This is a genomic window from Arenimonas sp. (genome assembly GCF_044348765.1).
Taxonomy (GTDB): Bacteria; Pseudomonadota; Gammaproteobacteria; order Xanthomonadales; family Xanthomonadaceae; genus Arenimonas.
On record NZ_JBIKSE010000036.1, the window covers coordinates 1 to 16,435 of the forward strand.

The window sequence follows — 16,435 nt, forward strand, 5'->3', positions numbered from 1 at the left end:
CGAAACGACGGGTACGATCGGCCAGCACCTGCTGCAGAACCACATCGGTGACCTCACCCTGCTCCGTGCCTGCTACCTCTGCAGCGATTTCGAGCAAGGTCAATGCCCGTCGGACATCGCCGTCAGCGGCTAGTGCGATGCTGCGCAATTGGCTCTCGGAAAATAGGATAGTGCCATTCAATCCTCTCTCAGAATCAACCAGAGCCAGGCGGAGTGCGGTCTCGATGGCCTCAACCGACACCGCATCCATCACGTGCACCCGGCAACGTGAGAGCAGTGCCGAGTTGAGTTCGAAGCTCGGGTTCTCGGTAGTGGCGCCGATGAACACGACGCTGCCTTTCTCGATATACGGCAGAAAGGCATCCTGCTGGACCTTGTTGAAGCGATGCACCTCGTCAACGAAAAGCACGGTCGCCTCAGCACGCAGAAAATGCTGCTCGGCCTCGGCCAGCACTTTGCGGACTTCCGGCAGGCCGGACATCACCGCCGAAATCGATATGAACCGCGCTTTGGCATAGTGTGCGACCAGCAACGCCAATGTGGTCTTGCCGCAGCCCGGCGGTCCCCACAGAATCATCGAATGGATGCGGCCGGACTCGATGGCCTTGCGCAGGGCCGCATCCTCGGACAGCAGACGGTCCTGGCCGACCATGTCGGCCAGATGACGTGGGCGCATGCGTTCGGCCAATGGCTGCAAGGCGGCATTGGCGAACAGATCACTCATCCCGCTTTCGGATAAACCAGACCGGAGCCTGGGCCGAGATCCCAACCCATGAACACCCATAAGGCAAACAGCAGGGACCAGCCGATTAAGAAGGTAATTGAATACGGAATCATGGTTGCAACCACTGTTCCGATGCCGGCCTTCGGTTCATAGCGCTGCAAAAAGGCAATGATCAGGGCGAAGTAGCTCATCATCGGAGAGATGATGTTGGTGACCGAGTCGCCCACACGATACGCCGTCTGCGTCACTTCCGGCGAGTAGCCGAGCAACATGAACATCGGCACGAACACCGGGGCCATCAGCGCCCACTTCGCTGAGGCCGAGCCCATGGCGAGGTTTACCGTGGCGGTCAACAGGATGAATCCGAGCAACAGCGGAATCTTCGGGAGCCCCAGGGCTTTCAATGCTTCCGCACCTTCCACGGCGAAGATCAGCCCCAGCTGCGTCCAATTGAACAGCGCCACGAACTGTGCCGCGAAGAAAACCAGCACCAGATAGCTGGCAAGGGTCGCCATGGATGCAGACATGCCATTGATGACATCGGTATCGCTTTTGATTGTTCCGGCACCGATGCCGTAGGCTATGCCAACCAAGGCACCGGCGAAAAAAATCAATGCCACGATACCGTGCAGAAAGGGCGCCAACGCTTTGAGAATATCAGGCTCATCGGCAATGCGTAACACTCCGTTTTCCGGCACGGTTGCCAGTAAAATAAGGGTCGAAAGCACGGCCGTGGCAATGCCCGCCCAGAGCAATCCCCGCTTTTCAGAGCCGGAGAGCGCCTCAATACGCTCATCACCCTTGCCGTAGTTACCGTCTGGGAAACGACGGGCAACGATTTTCTCGGTCACGAACCAACCCAGCAGCGTGATGATTGGTGTTGAAACCTGCATGAAATACATGTTGGCTGCCGGACTGACCGTATAGGTCGGATCAACGATTCGCGCCGCTTCCTGGGACAGCCCTGACAACAGCGGATCAATCGTTCCGAGTAGCAGATTGGCGGAGTAGCCACCGGAAACCCCTGCAAACGCAGCGGCAATCCCCAGAATAGGATGCCGGCCGGCAGCAACAAAGAGCAATCCCGACAAGGGCACCAACAGAACGTAACCGATTTCACTGGCCATGTTCGACATCACGCCGGCAAAAACAATGATTGGTGTCAGCAGGAAGCGCGGCGCATTCAGAACCACAATGCGTAGGCAGGCGCCGATGAAGCCGGAATGTTCGGCAACACCGATACCGATCAAGGCCACCAGAACCGTTCCTAGAGGGGCGAACCCGGTGAAATTGCTGACCAGACCCGACATGATGCGCTGCAGCCCATCGGCACTGAGTAGGTTGACCGGACTCACAAGCTCACCCGACTTGGGATGCGCCACGGAAATATCGAATTGACTGGCCAGCCAGCTGGCAATCACCACAAACACGGTGAGCAGGAAAAACAGCGTCGCCGGATGCGGCAGCATATTTCCTGCACGCTCGACGATTCCCAGAAAACGGTCGACCGGGCCTACACGGATGGAATTACTCATGAATGATCTCCAGAATCATTGAACAGTTTCGACCCCTGCAGGCGCCGTAAAGCGAAATCTACTCTCGGGAATAAAGGCGTTGCGCTTCCAGGTACCGAAGTTGAATTCGGAAACCTGCCCGAGGTTGTCGAAAAGGCGCAGACTTCTCAATCCGTTGTCGTCAAATCCAAGCCATGCCTTGTCGAACGGCGAGCTTTCCGGGCGTTTTGGCAGGAGCTGTAACCATCGGATACCTCGTTTTTCGGGTAACTCACTAACCGTGTAATAGCGGTCCAGCACTTCCGGCGAGGACAAGGCACTGAGCGGATTATCCTGGTTGAGCGCATCCTGAGGCTTGACCGTGACCTGTTTCAGATCCGGTTCGTAAACCCAGACTTTTTGGCCATCGGCCACGATTACCTGAAGATCCGGCTTACTGTACTCCCAGCGAAACCGATTGGGTGATTTCATCTGCATCAGGCCTTGTGAGGCCTGGATCTTTTCCCCATTCGGGCCGGTCACGACCTGCTGGAATGTCGCCGATGCCGTTTTCAGACCACTGGCAAAGAGGTCCAGCTGTTGACGCGCCGTCTGCGCCTGAAGGGGAAAGGCGATCGCAAGCAAGAGGACTATCATCAGTCGTTGATGCATATCAGCCCTTGACCGGGGGCGGCGCCAATACGGATCGGTCGCCGTTGTGCTCCGGTTTGGAGACAATGCCGGCCATTTCCATGGCTTCAACCAGGCGCGCGGCTCGGTTATAGCCGATTTTAAGTCGGCGTTGCACACCGGATATCGAGGCGCGGCGGGATTCCGTAACGATTTTGACCGCCTCATCGTAGAGCGGGTCGGATTCATCCCCGCTGCTGCTGGCTTCCGGCAGGCCCGTGGCACCAACTACGACGCCGTCCCCCATCATCTGCACTTCTTCGAGAACGCCCGGAATGTATTCAGTACCACCGCCATGCTGCTTGAGATGCTCGACCACACGGTGTACTTCCTCATCACTGACAAAAGCTCCGTGGATGCGCTCCGGCAAGGACGTTCCGGGCGGCATGTACAGCATATCGCCGTGACCCAGCAGCGTTTCGGCGCCGGATTGATCAAGAATGGTTCGGGAATCGATCTTGCTGGAAACCTGGAAGGCGATGCGGGTCGGAATATTGGCCTTGATCAGGCCGGTAATCACATCCACGGAGGGACGTTGCGTTGCCAATATCAGATGGATTCCCGAGGCACGCGCCTTCTGCGCGAGTCGGGCGATCAGTTCCTCGACCTTCTTGCCGACGATCATCATCATGTCGGCGAATTCGTCGATGATGACCACGATGTAGGGCAAGGCCTCGAGTGGCCGTGCCTCGATACCAAGCTCAGGATTGGGCTTGAACAGCGGATCCATGATCGGCTGCCCGGCATCGATGGCGTCCTGTACCTTACGGTTGAATCCAGCCAGGTTACGAACGCCAACTGCACTCATCAGCTTGTAACGGCGTTCCATTTCGGCAACGCACCAACGCAGACCGTTGGCGGCCTCCTTCATGTCGGTGACTACCGGCGCCAGCAGATGCGGGATGCCCTGATAGACCGACAGTTCGAGCATTTTTGGATCAATCATCAGCATCCGCACATCCTTGGCGCTGGCCTTGTAGAGCAGACTCAGCACCATGGCATTGACCGCCACGGATTTACCGGAACCGGTCGTACCGGCTACCAGCAGATGCGGCATACGCGCCAGATCGGCAACACTGGGTCGCCCGCCGATATCTTTACCGAGGGCGATGGTCAGCGGACTATTGGATTTGTCGTATTCCTTCGAGCGCAGCAGTTCCGAAAGATAGATCATTTCGCGCTGGGTATTCGGAATTTCCAGACCGACCACCGACTTTCCAGGAATGACATCGACCACGCGCACTGATTTTACGGAAAGGCCACGTGCGATGTCCTTGTCGAGCGAGGAAATCTGACTGCCCTTCACTCCCGGCGCGGGCTCCATTTCAAACCGGGTAACTACCGGTCCGGGATAGGCCCCGACCACCTGAACATCAATCCGGAAATCCTTGAGCTTGAATTCAATCTGACGGGACAGGGTTTCCAGCGTTTCTTCGGAATAGCCCTTGGCCTGCGGCTTGGGATCATCCAACAGCGACAGCGGCGGTATTTCGCTGACCCCACCGGCATTGAACAAGGGAATTTGCTGTTCGCGTTCCGCACGATCGCTTTTTTCAACCAGCGTCGGCGCCGGCGCGGCGATTTTAATCGGTTCACGTTTGGCGCGGCGTTCGCTCTCGGTTTTACGGACTTCTTCGCGCTCGGAACGGATGGCGCGGGTGCGACTCCATTCCGCCGCCTGATCGGTCTTGGCCGAAAAGCGGCCGATCAGAGCCAACACCCCGGCACCAATCCAATCCATGACCACGAACCAGGACAGGCCCGTTGCCAGGGTAACCGACAGCAGGAATACAGTCAGAAGGAATAGATTTCCGCCCATGCCCCCGAAAAGCATATCCATGCTCCGGCCGACCATATCGCCGATGAAGCCACCGGACTGTGCCGGCAGAGCCGGCGCCGGACCACCGATGAGATGGCATAGGCCGGTACCGCTGACCAGAAAACCGACAATGCCAAGGAGCCGAAGCGCCGGTCCGAAATCAACCCGGCCGTCACCATCGCTATCCATCCCAAACAATCCGATATAAGCCACGCCGGTAAGCACCAAGGGCACGGTGTAAGCCATATATCCGAACAACCAGAAGCTGATATCGGCCAGATATGCACCGACCAGTCCGCCGATGTTATGCACGGACCCATCCAGACTGCCGGTGCGCGACCAGCCAGGGTCCTGCGTGGAATAGGTGACCAGACTGGCCAGCAGGTAAAGCAGAATCGGGGCAATGGCGACCAGCGCCAGCTCTTTCCACAACTTCTGGCGTTGCTGGTCCGGCGATGAAGTATTTTTGACAGTGGTTCTGGCCACAGGCAGATTACCCGAATGCAATAAGCTCTAGTTTAACGGTTAAAACATCGGATTGCGCGTCTTTCGGGCCGGATTGCAGGCTTTTTTGGCTGCGGCACAGGCTTGATAAATCGCGGTGCAAGCCCCAAGCTATGGGTCTGTCCAAATCGGTCTTAGCCATGTCCTCGCCCAAACACTGCCAACTGCTCATTCTCGGCTCCGGTCCCGCCGGCTACACCGCTGCCGTCTATGCGGCACGGGCCAATCTGAAACCGGTGCTGGTCACAGGCTTGCAGCAGGGCGGTCAATTGATGACCACCACCGAAGTGGATAACTGGCCTGGGGATGCACACGGTCTGATGGGCCCGGATCTAATGACACGTATGCAGACGCATGCCGAACGTTTTGAAACCGAAATCCTCTTCGATCACATCCATACCGCCGACCTGTCCGAACGGCCGTTCAAGCTGATGGGCGACTCCGGCGAATACCATTGCGACGCACTGATCATCACTACCGGCGCCAGTGCCAAATATCTCGGAATTCCCTCGGAACAGAAATTCATGGGCAAAGGCGTTTCGGCGTGCGCCACGTGTGACGGGTTCTTCTTCCGCGATCAGGATGTAGCGGTCATCGGTGGCGGCAATACCGCCGTGGAAGAAGCGCTTTACCTGTCCAACATTGCACGTAAAGTCTATCTGGTGCATCGTCGCGATCGCCTGCGCTCTGAGAAAATCCTCCAGGACAAGCTGTTCGCCAAGGCCCAGGCCGGTAAAGTCGAAATCATCTGGAACCATGCCGTGGATGAAGTGCTCGGAGACGAGACCGGCGTTACCGGAATGCGCATCAAGGATGTGCAAAACAGTGAATTGCGCGAAATCGACCTGCAGGGCTTTTTCGTGGCCATCGGTCACACCCCGAATACCTCCCTATTCGAAGGCCAACTGGATATGCGCAACGGCTACCTGAGCATCAAATCCGGACTGGAAGGCGGCGCTACTGCAACCTCAGTACCCGGTGTATTCGCCGCAGGCGATGTCGCCGACCAGGTTTACCGACAGGCCATAACCTCTGCAGGATTCGGATGCATGGCGGCACTCGATGCCGAAAAATTTCTCGACAAAGAAGCCTGATTCGGGCCGCTGGAGATGCGGCGGCGATGACCGGATTCCGCATATGTTCGGCGCTTTCTGATATCCCATCCCTACAGTGGGATGCCCTGCATGATGGCCGTAATCCATTTCTTCGGCACAGCTTTCTGGCAGGTCTTGAAAGCACCGGTTGCCTGCGCCCGGAATGGGGTTGGCGGCCTTGCCATTCCACGCTCTGGCGTGGCAGCGAACTGGTAGCGGCAGCACCCGGTTATCTGAAGGACAACTCACACGGCGAATTCGTTTTTGATCACGCTTGGGCTAACGCCTACGCCCGTTGTGGTCTGGACTACTATCCGAAATGGCTGATTGGCGTTCCCTACAGCCCGGTCACCGGACCACGCGTGATGGCACCGGACGACGACATGCACCGTCTAATGCTCGATGAAATGATTGCCGAGACTCAGCGCAAGGGATGGTCTTCATTGCATGTGAACTTTTTGGCGGAACAGGAGACCGAGTCTTTCCCAGCGGACTGGCTGGCCCGCATCGATGTGCAGTTCCATTGGCGCAACCGCGGTTGGAAGGACTTCAGTGAATTCCTGGATGCCTTGCTCCCGAAAAAACGCAAGAACATCCGGCAGGAACGCGCGAAGGTCCGTGAAGCCGGCTACAGTTTTCGTCAGGTTCATGGCGATGAATTGAGTGAAGCCGAACTGCAGGCGATGTACATGTTTTATGAGCGGACTTTTGATGCCTACAGCAATGCCGCGGCGCTGACACCGGATTTCTTCCGGCATCTCGCCAACACCATGCCGAGACAAATGATGGTCGTTCTGGCCGAGCGCGAAGGCCGCATCCGTGCCGGAGCACTGTTTCTGCGCGGCAATGACACTCTGTACGGACGTTATTGGGGCAGTGATGAACAAAGCCCGGGACTGCATTTCGAAACCTGTTATTACCAAGGCATCGATTATTGCCTTCGCGAAGGATTAAGCGCATTCGAACCCGGGGCCCAGGGCGAGCACAAAATTGCCCGTGGCTTCCTGCCAACAACCACCTTTAGCCGGCATTGGATCGCCGACATACGCTTTCGCCCTGCCCTGCAGGCCTGGTGCAGTGCCGAGCAGAAGGCAAAAGAACACTACGGCCTGCAATTAGCGGCTTTGAACCCCTACCCATGAATCCGATCCGAATTCCCCAGCTGTCAATGCACAATCCGGGCGTTTTCCCGCCGGCTGCTAAGGCATTGCAAGATCCGGACGGCTTGTTGTCCTGGGGTGGCGGCCTGGGTCCGGAATGGCTAATCCCAGCCTATCAGCAAGGTATCTTTCCTTGGTACCACCCCGACCAAGCGATCCTCTGGTGGTCTCCGGAACAGCGCTATGGATTCATCCCGGGCGCCGTCCATTTGGGGAAAAGCCGACGTCGTCAACTGCGTCAAACCGCATGGACCATAAGCGCGGATACCGCCTTTTCCGAAGTCATCCAAGCCTGCGCCGACTGCCCCCGGGCCGGACAATCCGGGACGTGGATTGGCAGCGCCATGATTGATGCCTATACCCACCTGCATGTCATGGGTATCGGCCATAGCATCGAAGTCCGGGATGGCGATATCCTGATAGGTGGGCTGTATGGTCTGGCACTTGGTCGTGTATTTTTTGCCGAAAGCATGTTCAGTCGCTATAGCCAAGCGTCGGCAGCAGCCCTTTATGCGCTGAGCGAGACCCTGCATGATTGGAAGTGGCCGTGGCTTGATGCACAGATGGAAAACCCTCATCTGGCACTATTGGGCGGCAAAAGCATGCCGCGGTCGGACTATCTGCAGCTATTGGCCAAGGAGTCGATCATAACCGGTCCTGAAGGGGCTTGGACGGCTCATTTCCCGAACCGGAATATCGCCGATTATCTGGCCAAAACCCGCATGGCGTAGGGCTTTCTTTGCACTTCGGGGCCAAACCTGTCAAAATAGCGCCTTCTCAACCGAAGCACCCATTCTGCATGTCCAAAGACGATTCAATTGAATTCGACGGCACCGTTCTGGAAACCCTGCCCAACACCATGTTCCGAGTCAAACTGGAAAACGGACATGTCATCACGGCGCACATTTCCGGCAGAATGCGTAAAAACTATATCCGCATCCTCACCGGCGACAAGGTCAAGGTCGAAATGACCCCTTACGACCTCAGCAAAGGTCGTATTACCTACCGCGCCAAATAAGCCTCAAGGCTCGACCGACGCCGGCAGCAGCCGTTCGGGTTCGGGCAAGGCATTCACCTGCAGACCACTCTCGCCGACCGTCACGCTGGCACGGCCGCCGTTGACTAATGCGCCGAACAACAGCTCGTCCGCCAAAGGCCGTTTGATACGGTCCTGGATCAGGCGCGCCATCGGTCGCGCTCCCATCTGGGCATCGAAACCGTTTTCGGCAAGCCACTGGCGAGCATCAGGACTGACACTCAGCACCACATGTTTTTCATGCAGCAGCGCTTCCAGTTCGATCAGGAATTTGTCGACTACGCGCAGAATGTGGTCCATGCCCAAGGCCTGGAACTGCACGATGGCATCCAAGCGGTTGCGGAACTCGGGGGTGAACTGCTTGCGGATGGCTTCCATGGCATCGGTGGTATGGTTCTGCTCGACGAAACCCATGGAACGGCGCGCGGCAATCTGGGCGCCGGCATTGGTGGTCAGGACAATCACGACATTCTTGAAATTGGCTTCACGGCCATTGGTATCGGTCAGAACGCCGCGGTCCATAATCTGCAGCAGGATGTTGTAAACATCCGGATGCGCCTTCTCGATCTCATCGAGCAGCAACACGCAATGCGGCGTCTTTACGATCTTCTCGGTGAGCAGACCGCCTTGGTCGAAACCGACATAGCCCGGAGGCGCGCCGACCAAGCGACTGACCGAATGCGCTTCCATGTATTCCGACATGTCGAATCGGACCAGCTCAACACCCAGCTGCATCGCCAATTGCTTGGTGACCTCGGTCTTGCCGACGCCGGTCGGGCCTGCGAACAGGAAGCTGCCGATCGGCCGATCAGGATGGCCGAGGCCGGAGCGCGCCAGCTTGATGGCGGACACCAAGGTTTCGATGGCCGGATCCTGGCCGAAAATCAGCATTTTCAGATTGCGGTCGAGATTGCGCAGCACATCCTTGTCGGAAGCAGACACTTGCTTGGCCGGAATGCGCGCCATTTTGGAAACAATCAGTTCGATTTCCTCGAGATCGATGATGGACTTGCGGATATCCGGTGGCAGCAAACGCTGGCGCGCGCCGGCCTCATCGATGACATCAATGGCCTTGTCCGGCAGCAAACGATCATTGATGTGCTTGACCGAAAGATCGACGGCGGCTTGGATGGCATCACTGCTATAACAGACTTCATGATGGGCTTCGAAACGCGGCTTCAGACCGTTGAGGATGGCCACCGCCTCGCTCAGCGTAGGCTCACTGATATCGATTTTCTGGAAACGCCGCGCCAATGCGCGGTCTTTTTCGAATACCCCGCGGTATTCCTGGAAGGTGGTCGAACCGATGCAGCGCAGTTCTCCGTTCTGCAGCACCGGCTTGATCAGATTCGAGGCATCCATGGTGCCACCGGAGGCGGAACCGGCACCGATGATGGTATGGATTTCATCAATGAACAGGACGGCATTGGGCTCCTTTTTCAGCTGGGCCAGTACCGCTTTCAGGCGCTTTTCGAAATCGCCGCGGTATTTGGTGCCAGCCACCAGAGAACCGAGGTCCAGCGCCCAAATCACCGCCGTGCGCAGAACCTCCGGCACCCGGCCTTCCACAATCCGCCAGGCCAGGCCTTCCGCGAGCGCAGTTTTACCCACACCCGGATCACCGACATACAGCGGATTGTTCTTGCGTCGGCGGCACAGGACCTGGATGGTACGCTCGACTTCCTCCTCGCGGCCGATCAACGGGTCGATCTTGCCTTCGATGGCGAGCTCGTTGAGGTTGACGGCGAATTCGGCCAGTGCATTGCCCTTGGCTTCCTCGGCCGCCTCCGGTCCGCGGCTGTCTTCGGCCGGCTCTTCGGACGGTTCGCTACTGCGCGCCACGCCGTGCGACAGGTAATTCACCACATCCAGCCGGGTGATGTCCTGCTTCTGCATCAGATAAACGGCGTGCGAGTCCTTTTCGCTGAATAGAGCGACCAACACGTTGGCGCCGGTTACTTCTTTCTTTCCCGAGGACTGTACATGGTAGACCGCACGCTGAAGTACGCGCTGAAATCCAAGCGTCGGCTGGGTATCGCGATTGTCGTCTTCAGTAAGCATCGAAACATTGTCACTGATAGCCTGACGCAGACCCTTGCCAAGCTCGTCGATTTCGGCGCCACAGGCGCGCAGCACGGCGAGCGCCGAGGCGTTTTCAAGCAAGGACAGCAACAGGTGGTCGACGGTCATGAATTCATGACGTGACTCACGGGCATCCTTGTAACATTGACCGATGGACACTTCGAGCTCTTTACTGAACATAGCCTGCTCCTGATACCTTTATTACAGCGGTTCCATCATACTTAACAGAGGATGGTGGTTCTGGCGTGAAAATTCATTAACCTGGTTTACTTTCGATTCAGCGACCTCCCGCGAGTATACGCCACCGGTTCCGCGGCCACGGGTATGGATCTGCAGCATGACCTGGGTGGCCTTCTCTTGATTCATCGCAAAAAATTCTTGCAATACGAAGACGACGAAATCCATCGGGGTGAAATCATCATTGAGCAGGACCACCTGGAATCGGCCGGGAGGCCCGACTTCGGCGCGCACCGCATCAAGCAGGGCATCGCCACCGTCGCGCTGGTCTGGGGTTTTGTTTGCACTCATGCCTTATAAATAGGGCATCCCCCATTAAAATACAAGGGGCGGCAAATCGGTGATAATGGCACTATTGATAAACAAGGATTTAAGCTCCACTTGTCCCCCATGAGCTACCGCACTGGCACATTCTGGCAACCGGACGTCACCGTCGCGACAGTCGTCGCGCGCGCAGGACAGTTCTTGATGGTCGAGGAGCGCGTCAGCGGCCGCGTGGTATACAACCAGCCGGCCGGACACCTCGAGCCGGATGAATCGATCCTTCAGGCAGCGGTCCGCGAAACCCTTGAGGAAACCGGCTGGAGGATCAGTCTTACCGCATTCATCGGCGCCTATCAATGGAAAGCTCCCGAGACCGGTCAGCAGTATCTACGCATGGCATTCGCCGCCGAACCGCTGCAGCATGATGCCGGGCGAACGCTCGATGAAGGCATCGTTGCGGCACACTGGATGTGGCCGTCTGAGATCGAAGCTTTGACCGATCGGCACCGCAGTCCGCTGGTAGGCCAGGTAATCGCCGACTACCTGAATGGCTCGCGGCATCCGCTGACCCTGTTGCAAAGCCTGTGAGTGCACGATGAAGATCATGTTGGGCGTTTCAGGCGGTGTCGATTCTTCGGTGGCCGCGCTGCTGCTGAAACAGCAAGGGCATGATGTCAGCGGCCTGTTCATGCAGAACTGGGACGAAGAGGACGATGGCGAATGCCGCGCCGAAGAAGACCGCAAGGATGCCCTTGCCGTCTGCGGAAAACTGGGCATTCCGTTTTATTCGCGCAATTTCGCTAAAACTTATTGGTCGGAAGTATTCACCTATTTCCTGTCGGAATACCAAGCCGGTCGCACGCCGAATCCGGACGTGCTGTGCAACCGCGAAATCAAATTCAAGACCTTTCTCGACGAAGCCAAGACGCTGGGGTCGGATAAAATCGCGACCGGCCATTATGCGCAGGTGCGCGAATGCGATGAGGGATTCCAACTGATACGTGGGGCCGATATCGGCAAGGACCAAACCTACTTCCTGCATCAACTCGGACAGGTGCAATTGGCCGCCACGCTGTTCCCGATCGGCCATCTGCCGAAATCCGAAGTGCGTATGCTGGCCGCCAGCGCCGGCTTCGGTACCGCCACCAAGAAGGACTCCACCGGCATCTGTTTCATCGGTGAGCGTGATTTCAGGGATTTTCTCGGTCAATATATTCCAGCCAAAGCCGGCGAAATACACAGTGTTGATGGCCAGATCGTGGGTGAACACGCCGGCGTGTTTTATTACACCTTGGGCCAGCGCGAGGGTCTGCATATCGGCGGAATCAAAGGCCGTCCGGCGGCGCCCTGGTTCGTGGTCGGCAAGGACATCCTGCGAAATATCCTTTATGTCGATCAAGGCATCGAATCGCAGTGGCTGCACTCCCGCAGCTCACGTACCGAAACCGCACATTGGGTAGCCGGCACGGCGCCTGCAGCCGAATTCCGTTGCACCGCCAAAACCCGCTACCGCCAGCAGGATGTCTACTGCACCGTACAGGTTCTTTCCGATGGCACTTTGGAGGTGCTTTTTGATGAGCCGCAACGCGCCGTGACCCCCGGACAATCGCTGGTATTGTATGCCAACGAGGTCTGTCTCGGCGGCGCCGTCATTGCTGAAACTGATGCCCCTATGGAAATTCGAATTCGCCAGGAAACCACCGCATGAAAGACCGCGCACTCGCCCTTGCCGCCTTGCTGCAGGCCGTCGAACAAGTTCAGTTGATGGCCAATCAAGGCCAGACCCAGACCGAACCTCTGGGCACCTGCATCAATAGTCTGTTCGTATTCGATGCTGAACAAACCGAAGATATTTATGGCAACCGGCACCAGCTCAAGCCGGGATTGAAGCGCCTACTCAATCAACTGCAGGGCGAATCGACACGTGACAATGCCGTCATCCGTATCGCATTGAACGTGCTGCATCTCGAGCGTCAGTTCAACCGCAATGCGCAGGCGATGCAGACCGTGCATGCCGCACTGCAGGACATCAAGCTGCAGGCCGAAACCTCGGGAGCGACGCATCCGGATGTCCTAGCGGCGCTTGGAAAACTGTACGCCGATAAAATCAGCCCACTCGGGCCGAAAATCATGGTGCAGGGCAATCCGGTGTACCTGGCCCAGGCCCAAGTCGTATCCGAAGTCCGTGCCGCGCTGCTGGCCGCCGTGCGTGCCGCCCTGCTCTGGCGCCAACTGGGCGGCAGTTACTGGGATTTCTTCCTGTCGCGCAGCCGGATTACCGAAGCCACGCGTTCGCTGCTCGGAATGATTTAAGCATTCAACGCAGCGCGAATGTCGGCTTCGATATCTTCCGGCTTGTCCGTCGGCGCATAACGCTTCAGCACGGAGCCGTCACGGCCGATCAGGAATTTGGTGAAATTCCATTTGATGGCGCCGATGCCGAACAACCCGCTCTTTTCTTTCTTCAGCCACTGGTAGAACGGATGCGCTCCGCTACCGTTGACTTCAATCTTTCCGAACATCGGAAAACTGACGTCATAGCTCAGCGAACAGAAATTCTTGATTTCTTCGGCGTCACCCGGCTCCTGATGGCCGAACTGGTCGCAGGGAAAGCCGAGCACGGCAAAACCCGCATCCCGGTGCTTGCGCCAGAGCGCTTCCAAACCGGTGTACTGCGGGGTGAAGCCGCATTTGGAGGCGGTATTGACCACCAACAGCACCTTGCCCTTGTAATCGGAGAGGGAAACATCCTTGCCATCGATGTCGGTGGCGGAAAATTCATAGGCAGTGCTCATGGTGGACTCCATATCGGTGACGAAACTAGGATAACGCAAAAGAAAATGATAAATGTCAGGCTGATATTTTATATTCTTGAATAAGACCATGATTTCATTTTGCCATTTTCATAGGGCATGACCCCATGGAATTGGCGCGGATCATCATCGAAGACCAAAGGCAGGAACTGGCGGTCCCCGTCCCACATCGGCAGCTCCATGATCTTGTCGACATCGACCCAACTCAGATCACCTTCGGGATTGGCACTATAGGGCGTTCCACTAAAACGCTTGACCAGAAAAATCAGGCCATACCAATGCTCGCCGTTCTTGCCGAAAAACGGCCAGGAAATACTGCCGCGCAGACAGATATCCTCACAGACGATACCGGCCTCTTCCATCACTTCCCGGCGCACGCTGGCCACCACATCCTCATCGTCCTCGACTTTGCCGCCGAGCCCGTTGTATTTGCCCAGATGTTCATCGGTGTCCCGGGCATTACGGTGGATGAGCAGCACCTGGCGGCCATCGGGTGAGAGCACATAGGCCAGCGTGGCGAGAATGGGGCAATAGGGCATGGTAACGGCAATTCCTCTAAACTGAAGGCACATTATCGCCGGATTCCGCATGATCACCGCCACCGCACCGAAAAAAATTGCCGTGATCGGCGGCGGGCCTGCGGGTTTGATGGCGGCGCAGACTGCCGCTGAGGGCGGCGCAGAAGTCCATCTGTATGAACGCAAAGCCTCGGTCGGCCGGAAATTCCTGATTGCCGGACGTGGCGGCCTGAACCTGACCCATGCCGAGCCGATGGAAGATTTCAGCATGCGTTTTCGCAACCAAAGCACCGCGGTAGCGACCTGGTTGGCATCCTTAGATAACACCGCCATACGCCAATGGGCGGAACAACTCGGCATCGCCACCTTTGTCGGCAGCTCCGGCCGGGTATTCCCAACCGACATGAAGGCGGCACCCTTGCTGCGGGCCTGGTTGAAACAGCTGCGTGCCCTAGGCGTACAATTCCACGTCAATCACCGCGCCATTGCCTTCGAAGGCGACCGGCAACTGCGGCTGCAGACCACGGAGGGTGAGATTAGCGTCGGCGCCGATGCCTTCATTCTTGCGCTGGGCGGCGCCAGCTGGCCGCAGCTGGGGTCGGACGGCAGCTGGCAGACCGGCCTGTTGCCGGAAGGTCTGGACATCGTCCCGCTGCAAGCCGCCAATTGCGGTTTTGAAATCGCCTGGTCGGATTTCTTCAAAGACAAATTCGCCGGTGAACCGCTGAAACCCCTGAAGATACGATTGGCTGATCGCGATGCTGCCTTGCAGGGGGAATGCGTCATCAGCGAATACGGCCTCGAGGGCAGCCTGATCTATGCACTCAGCGCCGATATCCGCGAAACCATCGCGCGCGACGGACGGTGCACGCTGCTGCTGGACCTGCTGCCGGATCATGACCTGCCCCGTATCACAGCGGCGGCCGGAAAACCGCGCAACGGTCGCAGTCTCAGCGATTTCCTGCGCCGGCATTTCAAGCTTTCCGGTGTGAAAACCGCGCTGCTCTACGAACTGGCCGACCGCCAGCAGCTTGCCGATCCGCAGGTGCTGGCAAAGCTGTTGAAAGCCCTGCCCTTGACGCTCACCACACCGCGCCCCATTGCCGAGGCGATCAGTACCGCCGGTGGCGTCGCACTGCCGCAACTCGATACACACTTGATGTGGCGTCGTCATCCCGGCCTGTTCTTTGCCGGCGAAATGCTGGACTGGGAAGCGCCGACCGGCGGTTATCTGCTGACCGCCAGCATGGCCAGCGGGCACAAGGCCGCCATCGGGGCCATGGCCTATCTGGCGCTATGACGCGGTTCAGCGCACATCGTGAATCGGAATCGAGAACTGCAGCATTAGACCGGCCGTACCCAGCAGGTTCAGCTGGGAGTGGAATCCGCCCTCGCTCTCGTAACCGAGCATCGGGAACACCCCCGGCGAAAAGCCGTTGTAGACGAACGGCACCTTGTCTTCGTAGGGCTCGACATAACCATAGGCCAGACCGGCATTCCATTTGAAATACAGGCCGTCGATTCCGGCCAGATCGCGGTATATCTTGCCCCATGGGTAGTAATACACGCTCGGTTGCCCGAATGAATTCGAGAAATAGGCGAATCCGGCCACGATGCCGGTGCTGCGCTCGCGTTCGAAGCCGGCCAGCCAGACGTACTCGTGATACTCGTCGTAACTGAAATGGACGGTATACGGGGATACCTTCAGGTAATAGCGGTCGCCCTTTTCGGCCATGAAGTTGAAGCCGTCCCAGTATGGCGAGGGCTTGGCGTACTGTTCGGCCGACGCGGCCAACGGGAACAGCAGGAGCAGCACATGCAATGCCCTGCGCAGACATGGATAGTTCAAAGGCTCACCCCGGCAAACGTTCAGTAGGTTTTGATTGAGCGGGCAGGATGCCTCGCCTTTTTATTCTAAATTTTGCTAATCGGTAGTTTGTGAAGAAAAACAAGCAATTGCATGAGTGGCTTGTTTCTTGCACCAAAGGCAGACGAGGGCAT

General features: G+C 57.4%; 18 protein-coding genes. 8 read left to right on the forward strand and 10 right to left on the reverse strand.

What is annotated here, in order from left to right:
* The 5 genes from ACIQ0Q_RS06790 to ACIQ0Q_RS06810 form a co-directional block, all read right to left on the reverse strand.
* Positions 1-724: AAA family ATPase (locus tag ACIQ0Q_RS06790; RefSeq protein WP_395772187.1), on the reverse strand; the 724-nt coding region annotated here is incomplete at its 3' end.
* Positions 721-2,259, reverse strand: a complete 1,539-nt coding sequence (locus ACIQ0Q_RS06795; protein ID WP_395772188.1) for an AbgT family transporter — start codon at positions 2,257-2,259, stop codon at positions 721-723. The genes ACIQ0Q_RS06795 and ACIQ0Q_RS06790, both read right to left, overlap by 4 nt.
* 15 nt (positions 2,260-2,274) lie before the next feature.
* Complete coding sequence (gene lolA / locus ACIQ0Q_RS06800) at positions 2,275-2,862, reverse strand: outer membrane lipoprotein chaperone LolA (protein ID WP_395772189.1); 588 nt, start codon at positions 2,860-2,862, stop codon at positions 2,275-2,277.
* Positions 2,863-2,890: 28 nt separating this feature from the next.
* The gene (locus ACIQ0Q_RS06805; RefSeq protein WP_395772203.1) at positions 2,891-5,218 is read right to left on the reverse strand and encodes a DNA translocase FtsK; all 2,328 of its coding nucleotides are present in this window, start codon (positions 5,216-5,218) and stop codon (positions 2,891-2,893) included.
* Between the two features lies 1 nt (position 5,219).
* Positions 5,220-5,372, reverse strand: coding sequence for a hypothetical protein (locus tag ACIQ0Q_RS06810; protein WP_395772190.1), 153 nt, complete (start codon positions 5,370-5,372; stop codon positions 5,220-5,222).
* Between ACIQ0Q_RS06810 and trxB the strand changes: the two genes are divergently transcribed.
* The 4 genes from trxB to infA all read left to right on the forward strand — a co-directional run bounded on the left by trxB (position 5,371) and on the right by infA (position 8,502).
* The gene (gene trxB / locus ACIQ0Q_RS06815) at positions 5,371-6,324 is read left to right on the forward strand and encodes a thioredoxin-disulfide reductase (protein ID WP_395772191.1); all 954 of its coding nucleotides are present in this window, start codon (positions 5,371-5,373) and stop codon (positions 6,322-6,324) included. The genes ACIQ0Q_RS06810 and trxB overlap by 2 nt on opposite strands.
* Positions 6,325-6,350: 26 nt before the next feature.
* Positions 6,351-7,466 (forward strand): GNAT family N-acetyltransferase, encoded by a 1,116-nt coding sequence (locus ACIQ0Q_RS06820; protein ID WP_395772192.1) that lies wholly within the window; start codon positions 6,351-6,353, stop codon positions 7,464-7,466.
* On the forward strand, positions 7,463-8,215 hold the full coding sequence (gene aat / locus ACIQ0Q_RS06825; RefSeq protein WP_395772193.1) for a leucyl/phenylalanyl-tRNA--protein transferase: 753 nt from the start codon (positions 7,463-7,465) through the stop codon (positions 8,213-8,215). Before ACIQ0Q_RS06820 ends, aat begins: the two co-directional genes overlap by 4 nt.
* A gap of 68 nt (positions 8,216-8,283) precedes the next feature.
* The gene (gene infA, locus ACIQ0Q_RS06830) at positions 8,284-8,502 is read left to right on the forward strand and encodes a translation initiation factor IF-1 (RefSeq protein WP_297799638.1); all 219 of its coding nucleotides are present in this window, start codon (positions 8,284-8,286) and stop codon (positions 8,500-8,502) included.
* Between the two features lie 3 nt (positions 8,503-8,505).
* On the opposite strand, the gene clpA is transcribed toward infA, so the two are convergent.
* Positions 8,506-10,782 (reverse strand): ATP-dependent Clp protease ATP-binding subunit ClpA, encoded by a 2,277-nt coding sequence (gene clpA / locus ACIQ0Q_RS06835; protein WP_395772194.1) that lies wholly within the window; start codon positions 10,780-10,782, stop codon positions 8,506-8,508.
* Between the two features lie 21 nt (positions 10,783-10,803).
* A complete protein-coding gene (clpS, locus tag ACIQ0Q_RS06840; RefSeq protein WP_395772195.1) occupies positions 10,804-11,130 on the reverse strand; it encodes an ATP-dependent Clp protease adapter ClpS in 327 nt (108 codons plus the stop codon).
* Positions 11,131-11,229: 99 nt separating this feature from the next.
* Between clpS and ACIQ0Q_RS06845 the strand changes: the two genes are divergently transcribed.
* Genes ACIQ0Q_RS06845 through hflD form a run of 3 tightly spaced genes read left to right on the forward strand, consistent with a single transcriptional unit; the run spans position 11,230 to position 13,416 of the window.
* Complete coding sequence (locus ACIQ0Q_RS06845) at positions 11,230-11,691, forward strand: NUDIX hydrolase (RefSeq protein WP_395772196.1); 462 nt, start codon at positions 11,230-11,232, stop codon at positions 11,689-11,691.
* Between the two features lie 7 nt (positions 11,692-11,698).
* On the forward strand, positions 11,699-12,811 hold the full coding sequence (gene mnmA / locus ACIQ0Q_RS06850; RefSeq protein WP_395772197.1) for a tRNA 2-thiouridine(34) synthase MnmA: 1,113 nt from the start codon (positions 11,699-11,701) through the stop codon (positions 12,809-12,811).
* Positions 12,808-13,416, forward strand: coding sequence for a high frequency lysogenization protein HflD (gene hflD / locus ACIQ0Q_RS06855; RefSeq protein ID WP_395772198.1), 609 nt, complete (start codon positions 12,808-12,810; stop codon positions 13,414-13,416). Before mnmA ends, hflD begins: the two co-directional genes overlap by 4 nt.
* Here the strand turns inward: hflD and ACIQ0Q_RS06860 are convergent.
* Both ACIQ0Q_RS06860 and ACIQ0Q_RS06865 read right to left on the reverse strand, forming a co-directional pair.
* Complete coding sequence (locus tag ACIQ0Q_RS06860; RefSeq protein WP_395772199.1) at positions 13,413-13,898, reverse strand: glutathione peroxidase; 486 nt, start codon at positions 13,896-13,898, stop codon at positions 13,413-13,415. The genes hflD and ACIQ0Q_RS06860 overlap by 4 nt on opposite strands.
* A gap of 68 nt (positions 13,899-13,966) precedes the next feature.
* Positions 13,967-14,455: an NUDIX hydrolase gene (locus tag ACIQ0Q_RS06865; RefSeq protein WP_395772200.1), complete on the reverse strand. Its 489-nt coding sequence runs from the start codon at positions 14,453-14,455 to the stop codon at positions 13,967-13,969.
* Between the two features lie 49 nt (positions 14,456-14,504).
* Here ACIQ0Q_RS06865 and ACIQ0Q_RS06870 point away from each other — a divergent pair, with 49 nt between their 5' ends.
* Complete coding sequence (locus ACIQ0Q_RS06870; RefSeq protein ID WP_395772201.1) at positions 14,505-15,734, forward strand: TIGR03862 family flavoprotein; 1,230 nt, start codon at positions 14,505-14,507, stop codon at positions 15,732-15,734.
* A gap of 6 nt (positions 15,735-15,740) precedes the next feature.
* Here ACIQ0Q_RS06870 and ACIQ0Q_RS06875 read toward each other — a convergent pair whose 3' ends face one another.
* Positions 15,741-16,283: a hypothetical protein gene (locus tag ACIQ0Q_RS06875; RefSeq protein WP_395772202.1), complete on the reverse strand. Its 543-nt coding sequence runs from the start codon at positions 16,281-16,283 to the stop codon at positions 15,741-15,743.
* Between the last annotated feature and the right edge of the window lie 152 nt (positions 16,284-16,435).

Excerpts from the sequence above, each read along its gene's own strand:
- aat (WP_395772193.1), top strand. The coding sequence starts at position 7,463 with ATGAATCCGATCCGAATTCCCCAGCTGTCAATGCACAATCCGGGCGTT.
- infA (WP_297799638.1), top strand. The coding sequence starts at position 8,284 with ATGTCCAAAGACGATTCAATTGAATTCGACGGCACCGTTCTGGAAACC.
- ACIQ0Q_RS06860 (WP_395772199.1), bottom strand. The coding sequence starts at position 13,898 with ATGAGCACTGCCTATGAATTTTCCGCCACCGACATCGATGGCAAGGAT.
- clpS (WP_395772195.1), bottom strand. The coding sequence starts at position 11,130 with ATGAGTGCAAACAAAACCCCAGACCAGCGCGACGGTGGCGATGCCCTG.
- ACIQ0Q_RS06845 (WP_395772196.1), top strand. The coding sequence starts at position 11,230 with ATGAGCTACCGCACTGGCACATTCTGGCAACCGGACGTCACCGTCGCG.
- clpA (WP_395772194.1), bottom strand. The coding sequence starts at position 10,782 with ATGTTCAGTAAAGAGCTCGAAGTGTCCATCGGTCAATGTTACAAGGAT.
- ACIQ0Q_RS06795 (WP_395772188.1), bottom strand. The coding sequence starts at position 2,259 with ATGAGTAATTCCATCCGTGTAGGCCCGGTCGACCGTTTTCTGGGAATC.
- trxB (WP_395772191.1), top strand. The coding sequence starts at position 5,371 with ATGTCCTCGCCCAAACACTGCCAACTGCTCATTCTCGGCTCCGGTCCC.
- mnmA (WP_395772197.1), top strand. The coding sequence starts at position 11,699 with ATGAAGATCATGTTGGGCGTTTCAGGCGGTGTCGATTCTTCGGTGGCC.
- ACIQ0Q_RS06865 (WP_395772200.1), bottom strand. The coding sequence starts at position 14,455 with ATGCCCTATTGCCCCATTCTCGCCACGCTGGCCTATGTGCTCTCACCC.
- hflD (WP_395772198.1), top strand. The coding sequence starts at position 12,808 with ATGAAAGACCGCGCACTCGCCCTTGCCGCCTTGCTGCAGGCCGTCGAA.
- ACIQ0Q_RS06810 (WP_395772190.1), bottom strand. The coding sequence starts at position 5,372 with ATGGCTAAGACCGATTTGGACAGACCCATAGCTTGGGGCTTGCACCGC.
- ACIQ0Q_RS06820 (WP_395772192.1), top strand. The coding sequence starts at position 6,351 with ATGACCGGATTCCGCATATGTTCGGCGCTTTCTGATATCCCATCCCTA.
- ACIQ0Q_RS06870 (WP_395772201.1), top strand. The coding sequence starts at position 14,505 with ATGATCACCGCCACCGCACCGAAAAAAATTGCCGTGATCGGCGGCGGG.